19 protein-coding genes and 1 tRNA gene are annotated in these 21,886 nt (G+C 55.4%); 11 read left to right on the forward strand and 9 right to left on the reverse strand.

What is annotated here, in order from left to right; genetic code table 11:
• Both hemA and GOW56_RS20815 read left to right on the forward strand, forming a co-directional pair.
• Entirely contained in the window at window positions 1–1,224 is a 1,224-nt protein-coding gene (hemA, locus tag GOW56_RS20810; protein WP_171207072.1) for a 5-aminolevulinate synthase, read from the forward strand.
• A gap of 58 nt (window positions 1,225–1,282) precedes the next feature.
• Window positions 1,283–2,341, forward strand: a complete 1,059-nt coding sequence (locus GOW56_RS20815; RefSeq protein ID WP_171207073.1) for a YeeE/YedE family protein — start codon at window positions 1,283–1,285, stop codon at window positions 2,339–2,341.
• Between the two features lies 1 nt (window position 2,342).
• On the opposite strand, the gene GOW56_RS20820 is transcribed toward GOW56_RS20815, so the two are convergent.
• Window positions 2,343–3,287 (reverse strand): MBL fold metallo-hydrolase, encoded by a 945-nt coding sequence (locus GOW56_RS20820; RefSeq protein ID WP_171207074.1) that lies wholly within the window; start codon window positions 3,285–3,287, stop codon window positions 2,343–2,345.
• On the reverse strand, window positions 3,284–4,210 hold the full coding sequence (locus GOW56_RS20825) for an MBL fold metallo-hydrolase (protein WP_171207075.1): 927 nt from the start codon (window positions 4,208–4,210) through the stop codon (window positions 3,284–3,286). Before GOW56_RS20825 ends, GOW56_RS20820 begins: the two co-directional genes overlap by 4 nt.
• Window positions 4,211–4,595: 385 nt before the next feature.
• On the opposite strand from GOW56_RS20825, the gene GOW56_RS20830 reads away from it, so the two are divergent.
• Both GOW56_RS20830 and GOW56_RS20835 read left to right on the forward strand, forming a co-directional pair.
• Window positions 4,596–4,681, forward strand: a tRNA-Leu gene (locus GOW56_RS20830).
• A gap of 348 nt (window positions 4,682–5,029) precedes the next feature.
• On the forward strand, window positions 5,030–5,821 hold the full coding sequence (locus tag GOW56_RS20835; RefSeq protein ID WP_171207076.1) for an inositol monophosphatase family protein: 792 nt from the start codon (window positions 5,030–5,032) through the stop codon (window positions 5,819–5,821).
• 3 nt (window positions 5,822–5,824) lie between these two features.
• On the opposite strand, the gene GOW56_RS20840 is transcribed toward GOW56_RS20835, so the two are convergent.
• The 5 genes from GOW56_RS20840 to GOW56_RS20860 are packed head-to-tail and all read right to left on the reverse strand — an operon-like array spanning window position 5,825 to window position 11,224.
• A complete protein-coding gene (locus tag GOW56_RS20840) occupies window positions 5,825–6,391 on the reverse strand; it encodes a histidine phosphatase family protein (protein WP_171207077.1) in 567 nt (188 codons plus the stop codon).
• Window positions 6,392–7,462: an ABC transporter ATP-binding protein gene (locus tag GOW56_RS20845; RefSeq protein WP_171207078.1), complete on the reverse strand. Its 1,071-nt coding sequence runs from the start codon at window positions 7,460–7,462 to the stop codon at window positions 6,392–6,394.
• Window positions 7,459–9,675, reverse strand: coding sequence for an iron ABC transporter permease (locus tag GOW56_RS20850; RefSeq protein ID WP_171207079.1), 2,217 nt, complete (start codon window positions 9,673–9,675; stop codon window positions 7,459–7,461). The genes GOW56_RS20845 and GOW56_RS20850 overlap by 4 nt, the downstream gene beginning before the upstream one ends.
• The gene (locus GOW56_RS20855; RefSeq protein WP_171207080.1) at window positions 9,676–10,701 is read right to left on the reverse strand and encodes an ABC transporter substrate-binding protein; all 1,026 of its coding nucleotides are present in this window, start codon (window positions 10,699–10,701) and stop codon (window positions 9,676–9,678) included.
• 58 nt (window positions 10,702–10,759) lie between these two features.
• Window positions 10,760–11,224 carry an NUDIX hydrolase gene (locus tag GOW56_RS20860; RefSeq protein WP_171120775.1) on the reverse strand — a complete coding sequence of 155 codons (465 nt, stop codon included), beginning with the start codon at window positions 11,222–11,224 and terminating at the stop codon, window positions 10,760–10,762.
• Window positions 11,225–11,468: 244 nt separating this feature from the next.
• On the opposite strand from GOW56_RS20860, the gene GOW56_RS20865 reads away from it, so the two are divergent.
• Genes GOW56_RS20865 through GOW56_RS20890 form a run of 6 tightly spaced genes read left to right on the forward strand, consistent with a single transcriptional unit; the run spans window position 11,469 to window position 16,695 of the window.
• Window positions 11,469–12,278 (forward strand): DeoR/GlpR family DNA-binding transcription regulator, encoded by an 810-nt coding sequence (locus GOW56_RS20865; RefSeq protein WP_171207081.1) that lies wholly within the window; start codon window positions 11,469–11,471, stop codon window positions 12,276–12,278.
• A gap of 58 nt (window positions 12,279–12,336) precedes the next feature.
• Window positions 12,337–13,311, forward strand: coding sequence for a phosphate/phosphite/phosphonate ABC transporter substrate-binding protein (phnD, locus tag GOW56_RS20870; protein WP_152457390.1), 975 nt, complete (start codon window positions 12,337–12,339; stop codon window positions 13,309–13,311).
• A 60-nt stretch (window positions 13,312–13,371) separates the two neighbouring features.
• Complete coding sequence (phnC, locus tag GOW56_RS20875) at window positions 13,372–14,166, forward strand: phosphonate ABC transporter ATP-binding protein (protein WP_171207082.1); 795 nt, start codon at window positions 13,372–13,374, stop codon at window positions 14,164–14,166.
• Entirely contained in the window at window positions 14,163–14,978 is an 816-nt protein-coding gene (phnE, locus tag GOW56_RS20880) for a phosphonate ABC transporter, permease protein PhnE (protein ID WP_171120782.1), read from the forward strand. Before phnC ends, phnE (GOW56_RS20880) begins: the two co-directional genes overlap by 4 nt.
• Complete coding sequence (gene phnE / locus GOW56_RS20885; RefSeq protein WP_171207083.1) at window positions 14,978–15,793, forward strand: phosphonate ABC transporter, permease protein PhnE; 816 nt, start codon at window positions 14,978–14,980, stop codon at window positions 15,791–15,793. Before phnE (GOW56_RS20880) ends, phnE (GOW56_RS20885) begins: the two co-directional genes overlap by 1 nt.
• The gene (locus GOW56_RS20890; RefSeq protein WP_171207084.1) at window positions 15,757–16,695 is read left to right on the forward strand and encodes an HAD hydrolase-like protein; all 939 of its coding nucleotides are present in this window, start codon (window positions 15,757–15,759) and stop codon (window positions 16,693–16,695) included. Before phnE (GOW56_RS20885) ends, GOW56_RS20890 begins: the two co-directional genes overlap by 37 nt.
• 973 nt (window positions 16,696–17,668) lie before the next feature.
• On the opposite strand, the gene GOW56_RS20895 is transcribed toward GOW56_RS20890, so the two are convergent.
• On the reverse strand, window positions 17,669–18,166 hold the full coding sequence (locus GOW56_RS20895) for a hypothetical protein (RefSeq protein WP_152457395.1): 498 nt from the start codon (window positions 18,164–18,166) through the stop codon (window positions 17,669–17,671).
• On the reverse strand, window positions 18,159–18,749 hold the full coding sequence (locus GOW56_RS20900; protein WP_171172655.1) for a response regulator transcription factor: 591 nt from the start codon (window positions 18,747–18,749) through the stop codon (window positions 18,159–18,161). Before GOW56_RS20900 ends, GOW56_RS20895 begins: the two co-directional genes overlap by 8 nt.
• A 763-nt stretch (window positions 18,750–19,512) precedes the next feature.
• On the opposite strand from GOW56_RS20900, the gene GOW56_RS20905 reads away from it, so the two are divergent.
• Window positions 19,513–21,795: a hypothetical protein gene (locus GOW56_RS20905; RefSeq protein WP_171120791.1), complete on the forward strand. Its 2,283-nt coding sequence runs from the start codon at window positions 19,513–19,515 to the stop codon at window positions 21,793–21,795.
• Window positions 21,796–21,886: the final 91 nt, after the last annotated feature.

Below are 21,886 nucleotides of genomic sequence, written 5' to 3' on the forward strand. Positions count from 1 at the left end.
ATGAACTACCGGCAGTATTTTCGAGATCAATTAGATCTACTGAAACAGGAAGGAAACTACCGGATTTTTGCTGACCTCGAACGTCAGTGCGGCGCGTTTCCTAAGGCGCGCAGTTACGCAGGGGGTGGTCCCGAAAAAGTCACTGTCTGGTGCTCGAACGACTATCTTGGAATGGGACAGCATCCCAAGGTTCTTGCGGCCATGCACGAGGCGATCGACAAATGCGGTGCAGGTGCCGGTGGGACGCGGAATATCTCGGGGACCACGCACGAACATGTGCTGTTGGAGCAGGAGCTTGCGGACCTTCACGGCAAGGACGCAGCATTGCTGTTCACGTCCGGCTATGTATCCAATTGGGCGGCCTTGGGAACCTTGGCGTCCCGCATCCCCGGCATCACGGTACTGTCCGACGAATTGAACCACGCCTCGATGATCGAGGGGATTCGTCACAGCCGTTGTCAAAAGCGGATCTGGAAGCACAACGATCTTGAAGACCTTGAAAGGCAACTTGCGGACTTGCCTGCAAATGCGCCCAAGCTGATCGCGTTTGAAAGCGTCTATTCCATGGATGGCGATATTGCACCGATTGCCGAGATCTGTGATCTGGCGGACCGATATGGCGCGATGACCTATCTGGATGAGGTTCACGCGGTCGGGCTGTACGGTCCGCGCGGCGGTGGCATCGCCGAGCGCGAGGGCCTGATGGACCGCCTGACCGTGATCGAAGGGACTTTGGGCAAGGCGTTCGGCGTGGTCGGCGGGTACATCGCGGCGTCGAAGGAGCTTGTCGATTTTGTCCGATCCTTTGCCAGCGGGTTTATTTTCACCACTGCTTTGCCTCCGGCCGTTGCAGCAGGAGCTGCGGCTTCGGTGAAGCACCTGAAGCAAAGCAATGCAGAGCGGCAACAGCACAAAAAGCGCGTGCGCGAAGCCCGGGACAGGCTGGACGATCTGGGTATTCCCCATACACCGAACCCAAGCCACATCATTCCGGTCATGGTCGGCGATCCGGTCAAGTGTCGATTCATTTCGGATGTGCTGATGCGTGACTATGGGATCTACATCCAGCCCATCAACTATCCAACTGTTCCCAAAGGAACGGAACGTCTGCGGATTACGCCGTCGCCGGTGCACACCTGTGAAGACGTGGACCGGCTGGGATCAGCATTGGGCGAGTTGTGGACGCAATGCCAATTGGCACGCAGGCCAATGGCTGCGCAATGACACTGACGAATTGACCAAAGACAAGGACGCACACGCAACGAAGTGAGAGTTTCTGTCCATGGAGAGGCTCATCGATTTGCTGGGAGACCCGGGCACCCTGGCGTTTGCCGGAGTGCTGGTCGGTATCTTGTTCGGCGTGACGGCTCAGAAGTCTCATTTTTGTTTGCGCGCATCGACGGTGGAAGTCGCCGAAGGTAAGTTTGGCCCCCGCTTGGCGGTTTGGCTGATCGCCTTTACCGCGGCACTGACGCTGGTACAGGCGCTTGTCTCGCTTGAATTGCTGGACCTTTCCGAGGCACGCGCGATCGCGTCAACCGGCAGCCTTAGCGGTGCGATTATTGGTGGGGCGATGTTTGGCATCGGCATGGTTTTTGCGCGTGGATGTGCCTCTCGCCTGCTGGTCTTGGCCTCGTGCGGCAATCTGCGTGCACTTGTGACAGGGTTGATTTTGACCTTGGTGGCTCAGGCCGCCTACACAGGAGTACTCAGCCCGGCCCGTGAAGCGATTTCCGGTCTGTGGACCATCTCGGGAGGCGCAGAGCGCGATCTTGCAGAAATAATCGGGCTTTCACCACCGGCCTATACAGCCGTTGCCGCAATTGGATTTGTTCTGGCAATTGTGTTTGCTTTTCATAGAAATGTCGCACCTGCAAAGATCGTGACAGCCGCAGGCGTGGGCGGGGCAGTGGCGCTTGGGTGGTTCATGACATATTCCATCGCGCAAGCTTCTTTCGAAGTCGTGCCTGTGTCTTCAGTGACGTTTACCGGCCCGGCCACAGACACGCTGATGGCGTTGGTTGCAGAGCGAAATGTGGTGCTGTCTTTCGGCATCGGCCTTGTTCCCGGCGTGGCCATTGGCGCAGCAGGATCTGCCATCATTTCCGGCGAGTGGAAGATCGAACGTTTTGGCTCGGATACCCCGATGGAACGTTACCTGGTCGGAGCTGTCCTCATGGGGTTCGGAGCGATGCTTGCCGGAGGTTGCGCCGTGGGCGCCGGGCTTTCAGGCGGGTCCGCCCTGTCATTGACAGCCTGGCTTGCCGTTTTCTTCATGTGGGTTGGGGCGATAGGCACGCACAGGTTTTTGATGCGTCTACCGGTACTACAGCATTCCTGACTTACTCGAACTCCATCTGTTCGAAAACGCGCCCGGCATTCTTGGTTGCCAGTTCCTCGTACGTGTCCAGATGGGCATAGGGGGACTGATCGACATAGTAGGCTTCGGTCAGATCGCCGCCTGCATCCATATGCTCTTGAATCCTGGTTCGCAGGTACACCAGGTAATCGCGTGTATAGCGGCGCACCTGATCCATATTCGTGGGATGACCGTGCCCGGGAATGACATATGTGGCATTCAAAGCCTCGAACTCGTTGTCCCAGGTTTCCAGCCATTCCGCGGTATAGGTATCCTGAAAGATCGGCAGCATGCGCTCGTGGAATGCCATGTCACCCGCGATGACAAGGCTTTGGTTCGGCAGCCAGATCGAGATATCGCCGGGGCTGTGGGCCGGTCCGAGGTATTTTGCTTCGATCCGGAAGTCGCCCATCTCAACCACGTATTCATCATCGAATGTCTCGGTTGGGCCTGCCAGAAACGTCCCCTCTGCCTTGTCCTGATTGTATCGTTTCATTCCTTCCAGAATCTGAGGGCCATACTCCTCGAACTCAGCTGCTGCATCCGAATGGGCGACGATTGGAACACCGATTTCTGACCAGTAGGCATTGCCAAGCATCGCGTGCCCCTGACCGTTTTCGTTGAAGACAAGCGTGACCGGCTGATCCGTAACCGCCTGAATTTCCTTGTGCAGCGCCTCGGCAAGGACATAGGCCGCACCGCCGTTGACAACGACCACGCCTTCACCGGTCAGGATGAAGCTCAGGTTGTTGTTGTGACCAGAGTTTTCGTAGGTCGGCGGAGCGGTTGCGCCAATGGCGGAATAGACGCCAGGAATGAACTCGACCGGCTTGGAATACAGAACGCTTTGCGGATACTGGTCAGCAATATCCTCGCTTGCCCAAGTTGGCGTGGCGAAAGCAACCGCAATCATGAGTGATCGTATCATGACGCCTCTCCAATGAACCTGTAGGCCGAACCGGTCTTTTCGACGCGGCCAATTCCTCCGTTCGGCAGGTGGAAGCCAATCATTCTCATTTTCTCTTCGGAAATCTGATCCAGAAGTGAGTAACGCGCAGCTGCGGCGACCTGGGGGTCCTGATCCGTTCCACTGTGCCAATCGGGGTGTTCAAAGGCCACGTGCGGATTTCCGAGCGCGTCGCCTACGACCATCACGGACTCATTCCCATTTCGAAGCTCAAAAGCCATGTGACCGGGCGTGTGCCCAAAGCTTGCCCGTGCCGCAATGCCCGGAAGTATCTCTTGCCCATCCTCGAAGAACGCGACCTGATCCTCGATTGCTTCCAATCGCCGCTTGGCACCGGCCGCGAACGCGGTGCGATCTTCACCTATCGTGTCCACCGTTGAGGGGTTCCACCAGTAATCCCATTCTTTGCGTCCAATGAGGTGCGTCGCATTTGGGAAAAGCAGGTCGTCGAACTCATCCAGAACACCCCAGATATGATCCGGGTGCGCGTGGGTGAAAACCACATGCGTGACACTTTCGGGCGACAGGCCGATTGCTTCAATAGTTTCCATCAGTTTGCCCGATGTGGGCATGAAGTCCGGCCCCGCTCCAGCATCGAACAGCACGGTGTTTTCATCATCTCGATAAAGCGTGACGTTGCACTCTGGCTCGTACTTGGTCGCGTCCGTTTGATTGCGGGTCAGAAATTGCTCGACCTCCTCCTTGGGCAGGGCTCCGAAAACAACATCAGGTGGCAATGACAGGTATCCGTCTGACACGGTCGTAATTCGGGCTGAAGGTCCGAGCCGCAGCTCTGCCTGCACGATCTTGGCTTGAGTTCCAAGTGCCGCAAGGCACGTGGCATTGAACAGGAAGCTGCGTCGGGACAAAGAAATTCCATTCATACGCAATCATTAAAATGAATATTATTATTTGTAAACGATGGAAGTACCTACAAAGGATCATCCTAGACGTTGGAAAACCGGCCGGGTCTTCTTTGTGAATGGGCGAAGAACGGTTTTCAGCGGTGGTAAATGGAGACGACACCAAGGTCATGCGCAAAGTGAACGTGCAGCGCAATCCGCGCCATGATGGTTTGCCGAGGAAGAGATGATGTCGGAAAGGCGATTGTTACGTGACCTCGAAACAGGGGAGAGGCCCAGCCGCAGAACGACTGCGATGGCAGAACCAGCTTTCCACCGAAAAATCACGGTTCATCTGCGTCAAAGCGCATTGTTCTCATCCCGCTGTGCTTGTAAGGAAATTGCACGGCCCCAGGGGCTGCGCCGTGCGGGCGTGATGGAATGGTAGACATATCAGACTTAAAATCTGAAGGGCGTATGCCCGTGTGGGTTCGAGTCCCACCGCCCGCACCAAAAAACCGTATAAGCGTTTTTGAGAAAACAAATAAAATATGGCAACTTTCGTGCCCCACATTCTGCGCCACACTTGTTGAGGTATGCTTGCCAATCAGGCGGCCTTTTCTTCCATTAGACTTTCCAGTTCAGCAACCTTCGCCAGATTGACGCCTGTGCCCTAGTGAATCATCAATTTGCGGTCTTTCTTGGTGCACAAGAACGATTGATCCGATTGAAATGGCGTGTAGACCATTCACTAGTGATCCAGGGAGGAACGCATAGGCTCTGAAACTCGATCAGTCTGGAGCCTGGTTTTCGCTTGGCCTACAGTGTTGCTGGGCCTCTCCAACCGAAAAAGGAGCTCCTATGTCCCGACTTTCAGAACGCACAGACTTTGCCACCGAGATCTGCAGGCAGGCTGGGGTAGTGGCCAAAAAGTTCTTTGCAGATCGGGTCAATCTTGTCGTTGATCAAAAAGGCGCTCAGGACTGGGTTAGCGAGGCGGACAGGAGCGTTGAGACTTTCATTCGTCAAAAGATCGCGGAAACTTGGCCCAAAGATGGCGTTTACGGTGAAGAACATGGCGCGGTAGCGGGAGAGAGTGGCTTTGACTGGGTTATTGATCCAATTGATGGAACCACGAATTTCGTGAACGGTATTCCAGCATGGACCATTGTTCTTGCTGGTGTCACCAACGGCCAAACGGAGATTGGCGTGATCCATGATCCAAACGTGGATGAAACATTTGTCGCAACGCGCGGAGAAACAGCGACACTTAACGGATCACCGATACGCGTCGCTTCAGGAGTGCCGTTGCGCGACGGAACTGTGGCCGTAGGATACTCGAACCGGATTGAAAGCCGTCATGTTTTACCCGTGATCGAGGATCTGATCGAGCACGGGGCGATGTTTCACAGAAATGCCAGCGGAGCGCTTTCGTTGGCCTACGTCGCTGCCGGACGCCTTTTGGGTTACGTCGAGGAACACATGAATGCTTGGGATTGTCTGGCTGGGCAATTGCTGGTCGCGGAAGCGGGCGGCGTTGTCGAGGATCAGAACGCCGATGCGATGATCCGAGACGGCGGACGCGTAATCGCAGGCACACCAGATGTGTTCGAGACGTTGCGTGAGATCGCAGAAAACGCTTGGAGCGCTTAACGTCTAGGTAAAAGAGACCCAACCTGATTCAGGTTTGAGCGTCGCTAGATCAGCCTGCCAGAAATGGCCTTGCGAGGGCTGGTCATACTTGCGGTCTATCGAACAATCCGAGAGTGCGCACCAAAGCAATGTGCCTACTGCCCCGTGTGTCGCGATTGCAAGATCCCCGGCATGATGCGTATGGATTATTTCTGTTACTGCGCGATGAATGCGTTTCTGCGCCTCGACAGCTGTTTCCCAACCGCGATAGCTCGTATACGGCTGAGCAAAGAAAGCATCGGCCGCGGCCTCAAAATCGTCCCGAGGCAAGTAACCGGTTGCGCTGCGGTCGTTCTCACCAAGACTCAAGTTGCAATTCACGGGTAGCGCTCGTGGTGCAGCAAGAATCTCACCTGTTTCGCGGGCCTTCCGCTCGCCACTGGTCCATATCTGCGTCACGTTGGACAAGACTTCACTGGATGCAAACTCAGTAGCGCGTTTGCGGCCCACAGCATTCAAGCCCCACTCAGTTATCGGGACGGCCGGATCGATTGCGACCTCGGGGTGCGTAATGATAATGAGTTTCGGCATTTAATCCGGCAAAAGAACGGGGCCTTTGTCAGCAAAGCCCATTTTGATTTCGGTGCCAGGATCAAGCGGCGCATCGACGTCATCGTGTACGGCAAAAACCTGACCGAATTCACCGGTCAGCGTGTATTCCATCCGAACGCCGACATAGGTCGCCTTGGTCACCGTGGCTGGAATGCCTTTGTCTGAGCCGATGACCAGACGTGAGGGGCGTACGGCGATGGTCGCAGGTCCTTCGGACAAACCTCGACGTGGTAGCGTGTGGCGATACCCTTCTATTTCTATCGTTGCCGCGTCGCCATTGATTTCGACGATTTGGCACTCCAAAAGGTTTGCCTCGCCTATGAAATCAGCGACAAATCGGTCGTTCGGGGCGTCGTAAAGCTGGCGTGGGGTGCCCATTTGGGCGATTGCTGCGTTGCGCATGACGACAATCTCATCCGAGACCGCCAGTGCCTCCTCCTGATCGTGGGTCACGTAGACAACTGTCAAACCAAGATCTTGCTGGATTGCCCGAATATCCTCTCGCACCTGACGGCGAAGCTTGGCATCGAGGTTGGACAGCGGCTCGTCGAACAGCAGAACCTGCGGCTCAAGAACCAGCGCGCGGGCGACTGCAACACGCTGTTGTTGACCCCCTGACAGTTCAGAGGGAAGACGGCTGTCGAACCCCTGAAGCCCAACCAGTTCCAGCCCATTCAGAGCGCGGCTGCGGGCTTCATCCTTTGCAAAGCCCGAGAATGTGAGGCCATACATCACGTTTTCCAGTACGCTCATGTGAGGGAAAAGCGCGTATGACTGGAACACCATGGATACGTCACGGTCGGTTGCGGGCAATTTGGTCACGTCTCGATCTCCGATCAGGATCTTGCCCGAGCTTGCCATTTCCAACCCGGCAATCATGCGCAGAGTCGTTGTTTTCCCACAGCCTGACGGGCCAAGCAGTGTGACGAGCTTTCCCGCCTCGACGTTCAGGTTGATGTTGTCGACGGCAACGACATCCTTGCCGAACACTTTCGACACGTTCTCAAAGCGTACCGGGGCGGCCTTGGAACCGATTTTGGTGTCGGTCATGGCGATGTCTCCGTAGCGTGCTGCGTGCGTCGGCCAATCTGGACCCGACCGACGAGAAGTTGCAATAAGCCGACCGCCGCGAGCATCACGAAGATCAGCGTCGTCGAATAGGCGATCGCAAGGCCATAGTCGTTGTTCTCGACCCGACCGATGATGTAGCTGGTCGCCATGTCATATTCTGCGCTGACCAGAAAGATGACGGCCGAGATCGCCGTCATGGCGCGCACAAAGCTGTATACAAGCGCGGCAAGTATCGCAGGGCGCAACAGCGGCAGAATGATATTTCGGAACGTCTGCCACGAGTTTGCACCAAGGGTCAGCGAGGATTCATCAAGGCTGCGGTCAAGCTGCGACATGCTCGCGATCCCCGCACGAACGCCGACCGGCATATTGCGGAAGATGAAGCTGACAACGAGAATGACACCCGTACCCGTGATTTCAATTGGCGGAACGTTGAAGGCCAGGATGTAGCTGACGCCGATCACTGTCCCGGGGATAGCGAAGGACAGCATTGTTCCAAATTCGAAAGCGTTCTTGCCTGCAAAACTTTGTCTTGTCAGCAGATAGGCGGTCACCAGGCCAACGGCGGCAGTCAATGGCGCAGCAATGGCCGCGATGGTTATGGTGGTCCAGAAACTGTCCCAAGCTGCCCCGGTCCAGCGAATACCCTCTTCTTCGAAGCGGACCGAGAATGCAGTGATATAGTGTTTGATCGTCAGCGAGTTATCGACGCCCCACAGCTCGACAACACTGCCGTAAATGATCATCGCGTAGACAACAATTGTGAACAGCGCCCAGCCCAGAGCGATGAGCAGCACCGGAACAGAAAGGCCAGTGGGCATCAGTGGATGAACGCCGGCATCCCCTTTGCCAGTGACGGTTGTATAGCTTTTCTTCCCCAGCCAGACACGCTGCGCGTAGAAGGCGGAAAGAGTAAAGAACAGCAGCACCATGGCCAGAACCGCGGCCCTGCCCTGATCGTACTGAGCGCCGACGATGGCAAAGAATATCTCGGTCGAAAGCACGTCGAAATTCCCGCCCAATACAAGCGGATTTCCGAAATCGGCCATGCTTTCGATGAAGCCCAGAAGAAATGCGTTCGCAAGACCAGGCCGCATCAGGGGCAAGGAAACCGTCTTGAATGTCTGCCATCTGCTGGCGCGGAGCGTTTGCGCCGCTTCTTCCATCGACGGAGAGACACCTTCAACCACACCGATCAGAACAAGAAACGCAATTGGCGTAAACGCGAGTGTCTGCGCGATCAGGATGCCCGGCATTCCGTAAAGCCAGCGTGTCGGTTGCGTGCCGAACAGTTCGGCAAAGAACCGGGTGACAGAGCCGGACAGGCCAAAAAGCAGGATCAGCGCCAGTCCGATCACGAATGGCGGGGTGATTATTGGCAGAACGGTCAGAGCCCGCAGCGCGCGCTTGTAGCGAAAGCCCGAGCGCGTCACGACAAGTGCAAAGCAAAGACCCAGGACCGTGGTGATGACACCAACGAGGATGGCGAGGAACAGTGAATTCCAGGCTGCGCCACAACGCGCGCCCTGAAAACACCCCAGACCCCACAGTCGATCATCGAAAAACTTCGAGAAGAAGACCGCGATGGAATACGCGCCGTCTTCGGTGATGAAGGCAGCGAAAAGCATCTTCGCGATGGGAAAAAAGACAAACGCGGTGACAATTGTAATAACGCCCCCGATGGCGCTTACGACAAAGACGTCACCGTTAATGGCACCCCTTGCCGCAATCCCCTGAGTAAGCAGGAACAGAAAGCTCGAGGCGCATATCATCGCGCCATAGCCCATGCCAAACTGACGGTCGCCAAGTTCGCCAAACATCGCCTCCAGCCAATTGAAGTTGAAACCTCTGATGCCAATGCTGAACCCCTGAGCGATCAGCCAGCCAAAGCCAAGCGCCCCTGACAGGATCAGTATGCGGGCGTAAACTGGATCAGATTTGGTGCGCTTCAACACCAGAAGCGGCAGGGCGAGTGCGATCAAAAGCGGAGCGAGCCAAAGTCTTTCACCTTGCCCAATCAGAAACGCAGCGGGGGCGTAATCCTCATCGAATGGATAGCCGTCCAAAAGCCACTCGAACGACCAAAGGCCGCCGTCGACCATGTACCAAGGTAACAGGCAGAATCCGACCCACCCGGCCGTGATCCAGAAGACCAGGACCGGATGGGTCGTTTTTGAAGTCTGGTCAGTCATTTACTGCGGCAGAGTCGAAACCTCTTCGTCCCATTTCTGCAACAGACGCTTCCGTTCGTCTGAGGACCCATACTTTTTGAAGTCATAATCAATCAGCTTGATCTGACTCATGTCTGGCGCGCTCTCCGAAGTTTTTGCGTTCTTGTTCGACGGTACCTGAAACGCGTTGACCTGAAGAGCAAGATTCTGAGCTTCTGGAGACAGCGCCCAGTCATAGAACTTTTTCGCCTCTTCTACGTTGCGCGCCCCTTCAATAATCGACATCGAGCCGATTTCGTATCCCGTGCCCTCGCACGGCGCGACGACCTTAATCGGGAATCCTGAAACGGCCTGCTTCACGGCGTCATGCATGAAGACGATACCAATGGTGTTCTCACCACGACCGGCGGCCTTGATGGGCGCGGACCCGGACTTGGTATATTGGTTGATGTTCGAATGCAGACCCTTCATGAACTCAAAGCCTTCGTCCTCGCCAAAGATCTGAACCATCGACGCCAGCGTGGTATAGGCCGTACCTGATGAGTTCGGATTCGCCATCTGAACGTGGCCTTTGTATTCTGGCTTCAGCAGGTCTTTCCAACAGGCCGGTTCGGGCAGGTTGTTTGCAGCGATAAGATCGGAATTGTAGCCGTAGCCAAGTGCGCCTGAATAGATGCCGATCGTCTTGTTGCCCGCGCTTTCTGCCTGGGATATCGCCCAATCATGAAGCTGGTCGCGCATCGGCGAAATGTATTCCATCGTCAAGCCCTCTTCGGCGGCCTGCAAATGCGGATCACCCGTACCGCCCCACCAAACGTCTCCTTTCGGGTTCGAGCTTTCGGCGCGTATTTGTGCAAAGGTCTCCCCTGACGACTTCCGGGTCATGTTGACGTCGATGCCTGTCGCATCTTCAAAGCTGCGCGCCATCAGTTGGCACCAGTCTTCTTGCGCCGAACAATAAAGTGTCAGCTTGTCGGCCTGTGCCGCCGACAGTGACGCAGCCAGGGCGATCACCGATCCAACCGTGGTGGATATCAATTTCCTCATTTTCTTCCTCCCTTTGAGCTTGATGCGTCCGGGTTTCCCGGTTCTTTCATGCCCTTCCTCATGCAGCCTGTCGAAGTTTCTTTATGACAATTTTGACTTCTGGATTGTCTGTCAGATTGTTCAGTAAATCTGACAGGTCGCTTTCTTGAACCAACTTTGCGGCCTTTGCCGGTGAAAACCAGTGACGCGTACGTTCACCTTTTTCCTTCCAGCGTCGCTTCAGCTTTTCGACGACCATCGGATAAAGGGTGACGCGGCAGCGAACGCTGCTTTGCCCCTCGTACCGTTTATCATAGAAAAAATGACCGATTGGCCGTTTCGATATGGTGCCGACGGCGCCAGCTTCTTCTTGCGCTTCGATTTCAGCAGCTTGCCATGGTTTTTTGCCGTCCATTAGCCAGCCCTTCGGGATAACCCACCGGCCGGTGTCCCGCGAAGTGACCATAAGAACGCGCAACTTGCCAGTCTTGTCCCAGCGCATCGGAAGCGCCGCAATCTGATCTGCCGTTTCGCTGTCGCTCATGCCGCCTCTCAATGCCACACGATCAAGAACCAAAAGGAAGCTGTTTTGTTGGCAAGTTGGCCGGTCAACGCTTTGCCTTGGCTCGTATTCTGAGTTTTATCAGCCTGTGCATCTTTGCTTTGCGCTTCGAAATACTTGTGTTCGCTAGAATTCTCACAACCTTCCGAGGGTTATGCAACAAAAAATATTGCAATATGACCGAAAGCCCACAAAAGTGGGTTTCGAAACCTAGTCGGGTCGTCGGATGTCCAAAACTAAAACGCGCGGCAAAATGTCTGAAAAGAACCACAGCCGGGTAAAGAAATCCGACCGGCGCCAGCAGATATTGCTGGAGCTGAAGCTGCGCCCGCACGTTCGCATCAACGAACTGGCGCAGCGTTTCAACGTCTCCACCGAGACGGTTCGCAGAGATTTCGATGCTCTGTCGAATGATGGCTTGATAGCGCGGGCACACGGGGGGGCATCGGCCGCCGCGCAAGGGCACTATCCGGGTCTGGATGAACGAACAAACGCACAGGTTGAGGAGCGCGAACGCATAGGTGCCACAGCGGCAGAACTGATCCAGAGCGGTGAAACGGTCATGATCGATTCCGGCTCGACCACAATCGAAATGGCACGTGCACTGGCTTATATTGGCACATCCTGCACCGTAATCACCAATTCCATTCCCGTAGCCATGACCCTTGGCCATGGGGCTGCACAAGTGCTGTTATGCCCGGGGGAATACTTGGCAACTGAGTCTGCAACGATCGGAACCGAGACGCTGGAGTTTCTGTCCCGTTTCAACGTCGACAGGTGCATGATCGGTTCCTCGGGGTTTTCGACCGATGGACCTTCAGAAACAGTGCGCGGCTTTGCGGCAATAAAGAGGGCAATGCTGTCGCGCGCCGATAAACGTCACCTTCTTGTTGATTCCGGGAAATTCGGCCGGAAAGGCCTGTCTCAAGTGGGGGGCCTTGACGACCTGCATTCAATAATCACCGACAAAAAACCAACAGGAGAATTGCATAACGCCATTGAAAGCGCCCGGGTCGACGTTCTCGTCGCCGGGTAGATATGAAATGACTGATTAACGGCGGATAAAAAGCACCGCACTTGACTGGGAGGAAAACATGAAGATCGATATCAAACTATTGCTTGGGGCATCTGCAATCGCGCTCATGTCGATAAGTGGAACGGCGTCGGCGCAGGATTGTCCACGCGGTGACTTGGACGAGCGTTTTTGTGATGCCGACGGGGATTTGATCGCGGATATCCCCACAGATCCCTCCGAGCAGATAGATCCTGACACTTTGATTTTTGCCTATACGCCGGTTGAAGATCCCGCCGTATACAAAACCGCGTGGTCAGATTTTCTTGACCATTTGAAAGCAGAAACTGGCAAGGACGTCGTCTTTTTCCCTGTTCAAAACAACGCGGCCCAGATCGAGGCGATGCGTTCGGGGCGTTTGCACATTGCAGGCTTCAATACCGGTTCCAACCCACTGGCGGTAAACTGCGCCGGGTTCCGCCCCTTCACGATCATGGCTTCGAAGGACGGAAATTTTGGTTACGAGATGGAGATCATCACCTATCCAGGTTCGGGCATCGAAAAGGTCGAAGACATCAAGGGGAAGCAACTGGCTTTCACATCGCCTACATCCAACTCGGGATTCAAAGCGCCCTCGGCGATCCTGAAAAGCGATTTTGATCTTCTGCCAGAACGCGATTTCGAACCTGTCTACTCGGGCAAGCACGACAACTCGATCCTGGGTGTCGCCAACAAGGATTACCTGGCGGCTTCGATCGCGAATTCGGTAAAATCCCGGATGATCTCGCGCGATGTGATCAAGGAAGATGATGTCGTTACGATCTACAAGTCGCAGACCTTCCCGACCACAGGGTTTGGGACCGTTTACAACCTGACGCCCGAGTTGCAGGAAAAAATCCGCAACGCGTTTTTCAATTTCGAATGGGAAGGCACGACACTGGAGGCGGAGTTCTCGAAATCGAACGAAGGCCAATTCCTCGAGATGACCTATCAGGAATTTTGGGACGTCATTCGTAAAATTGACGCGGCAAATGGCGTCTCTTACGCCTGCCAGTAATTTTTGGCTCAACCGGCGGGCCTGAAAGGGCCCGCTGTTCACCCTAATCTGGGGCATTTCATGCTGCGTCTTCAAAAGCTGACGAAAACATACAAGACCGGAGATCAGGCGCTGAAGGCCATCGATCTTGAGGTTCCAAAAGGACAGGTTCTGGCGTTGATCGGGCCCTCGGGCGCGGGCAAATCTACCATGATCCGTTGCATCAACCGCTTGGTTGAACCTTCAAGTGGCGGTGTCCTTCTGGATGACGTTGACGTGACCAAGCTCGGATCGGGCGCGCTGCGGAAAGCACGCCGCGAAATGGGTATGATCTTTCAGGAATATGCTTTGGTTGAACGCCTCACTGTGATGGAAAACGTATTGTCCGGCAGGTTGGGATACGTGGGATTCTGGCGCAGCTTCCTAAGACGGTATCCGCAATCGGATGTGGACGAAGCCTTCCGCTTGCTCGATCGGGTGGGGCTGTTGCACATGGCGGACAAACGGGCGGATGAACTGTCAGGTGGTCAACGCCAAAGGGTGGGCATCTGCCGCGCCTTGATTCAAAACCCGAAACTGTTGCTGGTTGATGAGCCAACTGCGTCGCTGGACCCCAAAACCAGCCGTCAGATAATGCGGCTGATCACCGAGTTATGTCAGGAACGCGGATTGGCAGCCATCATCAATATCCATGATGTGGCGCTCGCTCAGATGTTTGTTCCCCGCGTCGTGGGACTCCGCTTTGGCGAAATTGTGTATGATGGACTTCCCACCGGCCTTACCCCTGAGAAGCTGACCGAGATCTATGGGGAAGAGGACTGGGAAGCAACCATCGAAAAAGTGGACGAAGATGAAGATGTCGAGGCCGCAGAATGAGCCACCGAGAACTGGACGACATGCTGGGAAAAGGCTGGCGTAAGCCTGCCTTTGTCAAGAACCCAGTGCTCCGCTGGGCATTGCTTCTTGGTTTTTTCGCCTATCTGATCGCAGCCTTTATGACCATCGAAGTCGATTGGGGCCGTGTCTATGAAGGGCTGGATCGGGGTTGGGCCTTTGTGCTTGCATTCACCAGCCCAGACTTCATTTCACGGTGGTCAGATATTTGGAGCGGCCTTCTGGAAAGTATCGTCATGACCGTGGCCGCGTCGGTCGTGGGTATCCTGATATCGATCCCGATTGGGCTGGGGGCTGCACGCAATATCGCGCCATTGCCAGTCTACATGATTTGCCGAGGCATTGTCGCGATAAGTCGGGCATTGCAAGAGATTATCGTTGCCATATTGCTTGTGGCGATCTTCGGCTTTGGCCCGCTCGCTGGATTTCTGACGCTTTCCTTCGCCACCATCGGATTTCTCTCGAAACTGCTGGCCGAAGATATCGAAGCCATGGACAAGGTTCAGGCCGAGGCGATCAAGGCCTCTGGAGCGCGTTGGCCACAATGGATCAACTATGGAGTTCAGCCGCAGGTGATGCCGCGACTTGTGGGCCTTTCCATGTATCGGATCGACATCAACTTCCGGGAAAGCGCGATCCTCGGGCTTGTGGGGGCTGGTGGAATTGGCGCGACTTTGAACACCGCATTCGACCGCTATGAATACGACACCGCGGCAGCCATTCTCATTCTTATCATCGGCATCGTGATGGCTCTTGAATACCTTTCGGGAATTATACGAGCGAGGGTTCAGTAATGCCGATACTTGAACGCGACGATGCGCAAATCTGGCGTCGCCGGACAACAGGTCAGAGCTTGGTCTGTTGGTTCGGCTGGCTGTTGGGCGCGGCAATCTTTGTTTACTGCTGGCAGCTGATCTCGGAATCGACCACTTGGTTTTTCGTCTGGGACGCGCCCCGCATCGCCAATGATATATGGACCCGGGCAACGCCTCCTAAATGGGAGTACATCACCCAGCTGGGTCGCCCGATTTGGGACACGCTAAACATCGCCACCCTGGGTACAATCATCGCCCTGTGCATGGCAGTCCCCGTCGCCTTTTTGGCGGCCCGCAACACCACGCCGTCCGCTCTGTTCATCCGGCCGATTGCGCTATTGGTCATTGTCTCGACCCGCTCCATCAACTCGTTGATCTGGGCGCTTCTTCTGATCGCGATTATTGGTCCCGGAGTGTTCGCCGGTGTCATAGCAATCGCCATTCGTTCAATCGGGTTTTGCGCAAAGCTTCTTTACGAAGCGATTGAGGAAATTGATCACGCGCAGGTCGAAGCAATCGCGGCGACCGGTGCTTCACGCTGGCAGGTCATGGCCTATGGGATCGTACCGCAAATCCTGCCCGCGTTTGCAGGCATTGCTGTTTTCCGTTGGGATATCAACATCCGCGAATCCACGGTGCTCGGGCTGGTTGGTGCTGGTGGCATTGGGTTGCAATTGTCGGCTTCGCTCAACGTTCTGGCTTGGCCACAAGTCAGCCTGATCCTGATTGTCATTCTCGTCGCGGTTATGATCAGCGAATGGGTTTCGGCGAAAGTACGAGGGGCCATCATTTGACCGGTTTCTCTGTGCAAGAAGCTTTTGACGCCTACGAGGCTGTGCGACATCGCCTGCCGCAAACCAGATCTACCGAATTGAGCTATCGCCAGGCGGACACGCTGGAGGACATAGCTCATGAGTTTGACGTGTTCCTCCTCGATGCTTTCGGGGTTCTCAATATTGGTGATACGGCGATCCCCGAAACGCCAGATCGGGTCAGGTCGCTGACAGCCGCCGGCAAACGTGTTCTGGTCGTGTCGAATGCCGCCGGGTTTCCCCACGCAACTCTTATGGAGAAGTACAACATGCTTGGTTACGATTTTGCTCCACAAGACGTGATCACCAGCCGGGCCACGTTGTTGTCTGAACTGAACGGCCAAAGTGATTTGCATTGGGGATTGATGGCGGCTCCCAGTGCCGGCCTTCGCGATCTGGAGGGGCTGAAACTGTCCTATCTGGAGGATGACCCGAAGCCCTACGAAACCGTCGACGGGTTCTTGTTGATCGGGTCAGCGGTTTGGACTGAAGCACGACAAGCCATGTTGGAGGCCACTTTGCAAGAGCGTCCCCGCCCGGTATTGGTCGGCAACCCTGACATTGTCGCTCCGCGCGAGTACGGTTTTTCCAAGGAACCCGGTCTTTACGCGCACCGGTTGGCAGACCGGACAGGCGTCGCCCCTCAGTTCTTTGGAAAGCCTTTTGCCAATATCTATGATCTTGCTTTCCAATGTCTCGGGCACATCGACAAGTCTCGGGTTCTGATGGTGGGCGACAGCCTGCACACCGACATACTGGGCGCACGAGAAGCAGGCATAGCTTCCGCCCTCATCTCGGGATACGGTTTCTTCGCAGGGCATGATGTTAAAGCAGCGATCATAAAGGCAGGGATAGTCCCAAACTTTGTCGTAAGCCGGCCTTGATTCTAAGGCGTCACCCTTAGATGCGTTTTCCTGTTAACGCTTACTCGTATGTCGGCTGACACCGCGTGGCAAACATGCCGACCATATACATGCAGTGCCACGTGTGAGCGGCGGCTTTGGAAAACTCCTCCGCAACCACAGAACTCTGAACTCATGTCTGGATTGGACTGTTATCACACATCCCAACAAACTGACGTATCGGCCGCTTTGACCGCAATTCGCAGCATATCTCAATCAGGTTCACGGCCTCAGTCCACAGCGGGTTTCAGAAACCGTGTACTTTTTCCATTAGCTTTTTATGGGTTCTTTCGGGACCGTTCACAAGTCGCCGTCTATCTCATCGAATCAAGTCCCCGAACCAGCGACCGCGCGCACCGTCGCCGCGCAGCCGTTTCTTGAACCGATCAAACGCGATGAGCGCCATGTCCTCAAATGTCGGGTCGTTCGGGTTGTTTTCTGCATCAAGACGCCGGAGCTCAAGTTCCGCAATCGGATCGTCGTCGCGTTCCGTTTTAGAGGACCATTTTTTCGTTCTGTGCGCGCATCAAACAGGGACATGTCAGGGAAAGATCCAATCCCCCATCCTGGCGCTTGCCGTTGTCTTAGAACCGATAGAACCAGCGACTGCCGTTCTGCGACTTCTTGAGAAAGAGCCCGCCACTGTATTGAACAACGATACAAAGCGCGGCATTTATTACCTGCGCTGCTGATAGTCGGTTTTCGTCTCTTGCTTTAACTGCCCCACATTTTCAGCGCGGTGCTTTCCCAAATTCTGTTGCAGTGTCCTGCAGGTGACGGACTAATTTAATAATAATATTAAGTTCTTAGGGTCTATATGCAGCATGTTGTACAAGCCGCATTGTGCTCACCGCCCGTACCAAAAAGAATAAGAAAAATGCCGTGACTTATGTGTGCGTGGCAGAACGCACGGGAGCTGCAAAGCCCCCCATAATACTCTGCTGTGCAACTATGCTTAAACCGGAAACCCCAATTGTCGGATCAGTTTCCAAATGTCCCTGTTCGCGGCTGACAGCTGATCAACGACTGCTTCGATCTGGAGCAGAGCATTGTCGTCCACGGTATCTTCGCGGCCGAGTTTTATGTCGGTTTTGCGGTCAGCGATCCGCATAAGGATCGTTTTCGGGTTTCCGCTTTCAGGGTCGAAGGAATAGATGCAATGGTTGTACTTGTTGCGGATGCCAGAAAGCTTGGCCAGCCTTTGCGTATGTTCAAGGATCGGATCTCGGAGCTGGGCAGGGCGCCCTTCCATTTTTGCAAGTCTTTCAACCAGATCTATTCGCGCGCGGGTGGTGTTCAAAGTCAGAAAGATGATTACGGCCACGTCCTTGGACGTTCCAGTCAGGCCAGCGATCAGATGGATCAGCAGGCTCTCGGTGTTTGTCCACATGTAGTTCAGCCTGCCGACCAAAAGGATCAGGCGGTCGAACCGGGCTTCAAAGGGATCAGTCAAGGGCGGTCTGCTGCGCCTCATGAGGCGCAACCTCGAAATAGAAATGAGCAGCCGCCGTCCGGTTGCTGACGCCAATCTTTCCGACAACGTTATGCATGTGCAGCTTGACCGTGTGTTCCGTGATGCCCAGCTTGGCCGCAATCAATTTGTTGCTTTTGCCTTCTGAGACCAGTTGCAAAACCTGTTTTTCGCGGCGTGTCAGCTTGGAGTACTGTGCGTGCCGATCCGCGCCGTTGGATGTAATTGTCTCCCGTTGCCGTGGTCTCTCGGGCGCGCGCTGACAGGGGGTTGAAACACAGTCAGCCAGAAAGCTGGGAAGATAAAGTTCCTCGTGCATCAGCAGTCTGAGGATGGCGCGCCACGCGTCCGGTGCCACGTTCATCGGTAGAAAGCCAACATCTCCAAACTGCGCGCGGTTCCAGCCTTCGAACAGGTGCCGGGCCGATTCCTCTTTGCGATAGGCGAAGGCAAGACAGCCGGAACCTGCACTTTTGGTGTATGCATTTGGGCGCGCCAACAGGTCTTCGATCAACATCTGATCCACGACGACGATCTTGCCGCTGTCCGGAACACTTGCACGCATAGCCTCGAGTGTTTCGAAGCGAAAAGCGCGGACACCAAACTCGGTTTGAACGCTTCTTAGGGTTTGATTTGAATAGAATAGTTCTTTCCCGAGGAAGACAATTGAAAAATCTTCTGAATAAAAACTCTGATTGCCAGATTCATTGTTCAAAGACTCACTCATTATATTCCCTCACAAAACGGGGTTAATCGGAAATGGCTTTATCGAAATGGAATTACCGGTGTAAAAGTAGTTAACTAATCAAAGAATTACGTGAGGTTTATTGTAGCTGAAAACGTGATTTTCTACAACCAGACGGTATAGTTCAAGTGCCTTAGATATAGAACTATTGTTTAGGTTTTTCGGTGTGGCATTGTGTAACCAGCGGAAACAATTGCATTATTTTTTATTGCTTTCTTAATTTAGAACTTTTTGTTCCAGCCAGGCGAAAGTTCCGCAATATTCTCAAAATAAACATAAAAAACAATAGTTTATCCTCATCAGAACTTTCAGTTAGCTAGTCGCAAGCGTGCGTCGCTGCGAACATGGTCAGGCTTTAATTGTGAAAGCGTCTGTCCCTGCCGCGCCCGTTCCTTGCGCATTTCAGCATCGATTGTGAACGGCCGCGTATTCGGCTTAGCCGGGAAAGGAGGTGGCCTCAGAAAAACTACCGTGAACCGCATTCAGCGTGCTTGAACGCTGTGCGGGTATTTTAGTTTCAATCACGCCCGTTGCCGCTTTGTAGATGAATGGCGGTCAGGCGTTCCAGAAATGGGAATTTGTTATGAGACGCAATGTTAATAATACAAACGTAACGACCGTTGACGAAATCGTTGTCGAAAACCTGGATGCTCCGGTGGATGTTGAAATTCAGGTTGATGAAGCTCTTGTCGAAGCTGATGTGACTGCGCAGCAACAGCAGCAGGACCAGAATGTAGAGAACGCCAACGAACAGGGTCAGGATCAGGGTCAGGACCAAGGTCAGGATCAAGACCAGGGTCAGGATCAGGACCAAGGTCAGGATCAGGACCAGGGTCAGGATCAAGACCAGACGCTTAATGCCGGCGATAACACCAACGACAACTCCAACAGCAACTCGATCAATATCGATTTCGGTGGCGGTGAGTGGATTCCGCGCGACGATGATCAGGTTGATCTGGACCTCGGCGATTCGGCGACAGTGGGTGACGTGATCACTGCTGGTCGCGATCTGACCTATGATCCAGGCGATGACATGAATCTGGATATCTCGATGGACGGCGCCGGAACGGCAATGTCATCCGTGAACAGCCAGGTCGCCAGCCTGAGCGACGACGACACGCTTGATTCACCGACCGTATCCAACAACGCCGACTTCACCCAGAACGGCGATGCCAATGGTGGCACGGCAACTGCGGCTGAAGGTATCAGCTCGGATGCCGGCGGTGGAAAATCGGGCGACGGTGGAACCAGCTACGGTGGCGCGGCCGATTCATCAACCTTGGGCAGCCACGCGTGGGCTGACGGTGGCGATACCGGCAGTGCGGATGCCGATTCCAGCGCTGGTCGGGGCGGATCGACCGGTGACGCAAGCAATGCCAGCAATGGTGTTGGTATGGCGGGCGCAGGATCCGACGGTGACAGTGCCGGTGGAGATGGCGGTGCCGCAGATGGCTCAGCCTCGTCCGACAATGACGGCAGCACAAGTGCCGATGGCAGCGGAACCGGTGGAGCCGGCGGCAGCGCGGATTCGTTTGGTTTGGGTCTGGGCCTTGGTCTGTCCGGTTCGAACGCAGCCGGTAACGCAAACGGCGGCGACAGCGATTCCGACTCGACCGGAACCGGGACCGGAACGGCGGACAACGCTGCGGATGCGTCTGGTGCGGACGGTGGCGACGGTAATGCTGCGGCAGATGGTTCGGCTTCGAACACAAGCGACAGCAACACTGATGCAAATGATGCCACTGCGGGTGACAACACTGCGGACGGCTCTGCTGACAGCGGGGCAGACAGCTCGGCTGACGGCTCTGGCGGAACCGGAACCGGTGGTGACGGATCCGGCGGTGACGGCACTGGTGGTGACGGCACCGGTGGCGACGGCACCGGCGGCGACGGCGAAGGTGGATTCGGCGCGATGGTCGAAGCTGCAATCATGGCTCTGCAGGAAGAGCTGGGCATGATTGACGCCGAAGCAGGCGAAGGCGGCGACGGAACCGGCGGTGACGGCACCGGTGGCGACGGCACGGCCGGCGACGGTTCAGGTGGCGACGGCTCGGGCGGCGACGGCTCCGGTGGGACCGCTGACGCGGATTCCGATGCTCAGGGTGTTGGCGATCAGTCGGCAAGCGGGCCGGATATCGACCAGAGCCCGGGCGACGTGAACGGCGCGGCCAGCAACTCGCAAGACACCGACGGAAGCGGCGGTGACGGCGGGTCGAACGCAGCAGATGGCGCAGCGGATGCGGCCGGTACCGGAACATCGGCTGCCGACGGCGACGGCGGTGCGGGCGGTAGCACAACGCCAACATCATCGTCTACCGGCAACGGAGCCGGGTCTGCCGACGCGGCCAATACCGCAGGCAACGGCGGAGCTGCCGACATCTTCGGAGACGCCGACACAAACGGTGCGGCTGACAGCTTGGCCGAAGCAATTGCCGGATACGGCGGCGAAGGCAGTTCCGACAATGATGCCACATCGACTGGGTCGGGCGACGCAGCTGGTGCGGCTGACTCTGGCAACGGTGGTGCCGGTGGCGCATCCGCCGCGAACGGTGGAACCAGCGGAGCTTCGATGGGCACTGCAACGTCAGGCGATACCATGGGTGGCATGATCACCGGTGGTAACGGTGGCGGCGCCTATTCAGGTGACGGTGGTGCCGGCGGCAATGGTGGTGCCTGGGGCGCGAACAATGGTGGCGATGGCATCGTGACCGGTGAGTCCTATGCATCGGCGGCAGCTGTTGTTGATACGTCTGCGTTCAACCAGTCGATCATCATGGGCGCCAACGTCCTGGGCAACACGGTCGATACGACCATGGTGGGTGGTTCGATGAACATGTCCCACGCCAGCGACGACACGGACGTTTAAGTCAAAAGGCGGGGCTCGCATTTTCGGGCCTTGCTACCTTTCGAAAATGCCGGGGCCGCAAAACGCGGCCCCGGCCCAACTGAACCCAAAG

The organism is Ruegeria sp. HKCCA0235A (assembly GCF_013033235.1).
Classification (GTDB): domain Bacteria; phylum Pseudomonadota; class Alphaproteobacteria; order Rhodobacterales; family Rhodobacteraceae; genus Ruegeria.

Coding starts and splice junctions, on each gene's coding strand:
- hemA (WP_171207072.1), top strand. CDS start 1: ATGAACTACCGGCAGTATTTTCGAGATCAATTAGATCTACTGAAACAG.
- GOW56_RS20815 (WP_171207073.1), top strand. CDS start 1,283: ATGGAGAGGCTCATCGATTTGCTGGGAGACCCGGGCACCCTGGCGTTT.
- GOW56_RS20820 (WP_171207074.1), bottom strand. CDS start 3,287: ATGATACGATCACTCATGATTGCGGTTGCTTTCGCCACGCCAACTTGG.
- GOW56_RS20825 (WP_171207075.1), bottom strand. CDS start 4,210: ATGAATGGAATTTCTTTGTCCCGACGCAGCTTCCTGTTCAATGCCACG.
- GOW56_RS20835 (WP_171207076.1), top strand. CDS start 5,030: ATGTCCCGACTTTCAGAACGCACAGACTTTGCCACCGAGATCTGCAGG.
- GOW56_RS20840 (WP_171207077.1), bottom strand. CDS start 6,391: ATGCCGAAACTCATTATCATTACGCACCCCGAGGTCGCAATCGATCCG.
- GOW56_RS20845 (WP_171207078.1), bottom strand. CDS start 7,462: ATGACCGACACCAAAATCGGTTCCAAGGCCGCCCCGGTACGCTTTGAG.
- GOW56_RS20850 (WP_171207079.1), bottom strand. CDS start 9,675: ATGACTGACCAGACTTCAAAAACGACCCATCCGGTCCTGGTCTTCTGG.
- GOW56_RS20855 (WP_171207080.1), bottom strand. CDS start 10,701: ATGAGGAAATTGATATCCACCACGGTTGGATCGGTGATCGCCCTGGCT.
- GOW56_RS20860 (WP_171120775.1), bottom strand. CDS start 11,224: ATGAGCGACAGCGAAACGGCAGATCAGATTGCGGCGCTTCCGATGCGC.
- GOW56_RS20865 (WP_171207081.1), top strand. CDS start 11,469: ATGTCCAAAACTAAAACGCGCGGCAAAATGTCTGAAAAGAACCACAGC.
- phnD (WP_152457390.1), top strand. CDS start 12,337: ATGAAGATCGATATCAAACTATTGCTTGGGGCATCTGCAATCGCGCTC.
- phnC (WP_171207082.1), top strand. CDS start 13,372: ATGCTGCGTCTTCAAAAGCTGACGAAAACATACAAGACCGGAGATCAG.
- phnE (WP_171120782.1), top strand. CDS start 14,163: ATGAGCCACCGAGAACTGGACGACATGCTGGGAAAAGGCTGGCGTAAG.
- phnE (WP_171207083.1), top strand. CDS start 14,978: ATGCCGATACTTGAACGCGACGATGCGCAAATCTGGCGTCGCCGGACA.
- GOW56_RS20890 (WP_171207084.1), top strand. CDS start 15,757: ATGGGTTTCGGCGAAAGTACGAGGGGCCATCATTTGACCGGTTTCTCT.
- GOW56_RS20900 (WP_171172655.1), bottom strand. CDS start 18,749: ATGCGTGCAAGTGTTCCGGACAGCGGCAAGATCGTCGTCGTGGATCAG.
- GOW56_RS20905 (WP_171120791.1), top strand. CDS start 19,513: ATGAGACGCAATGTTAATAATACAAACGTAACGACCGTTGACGAAATC.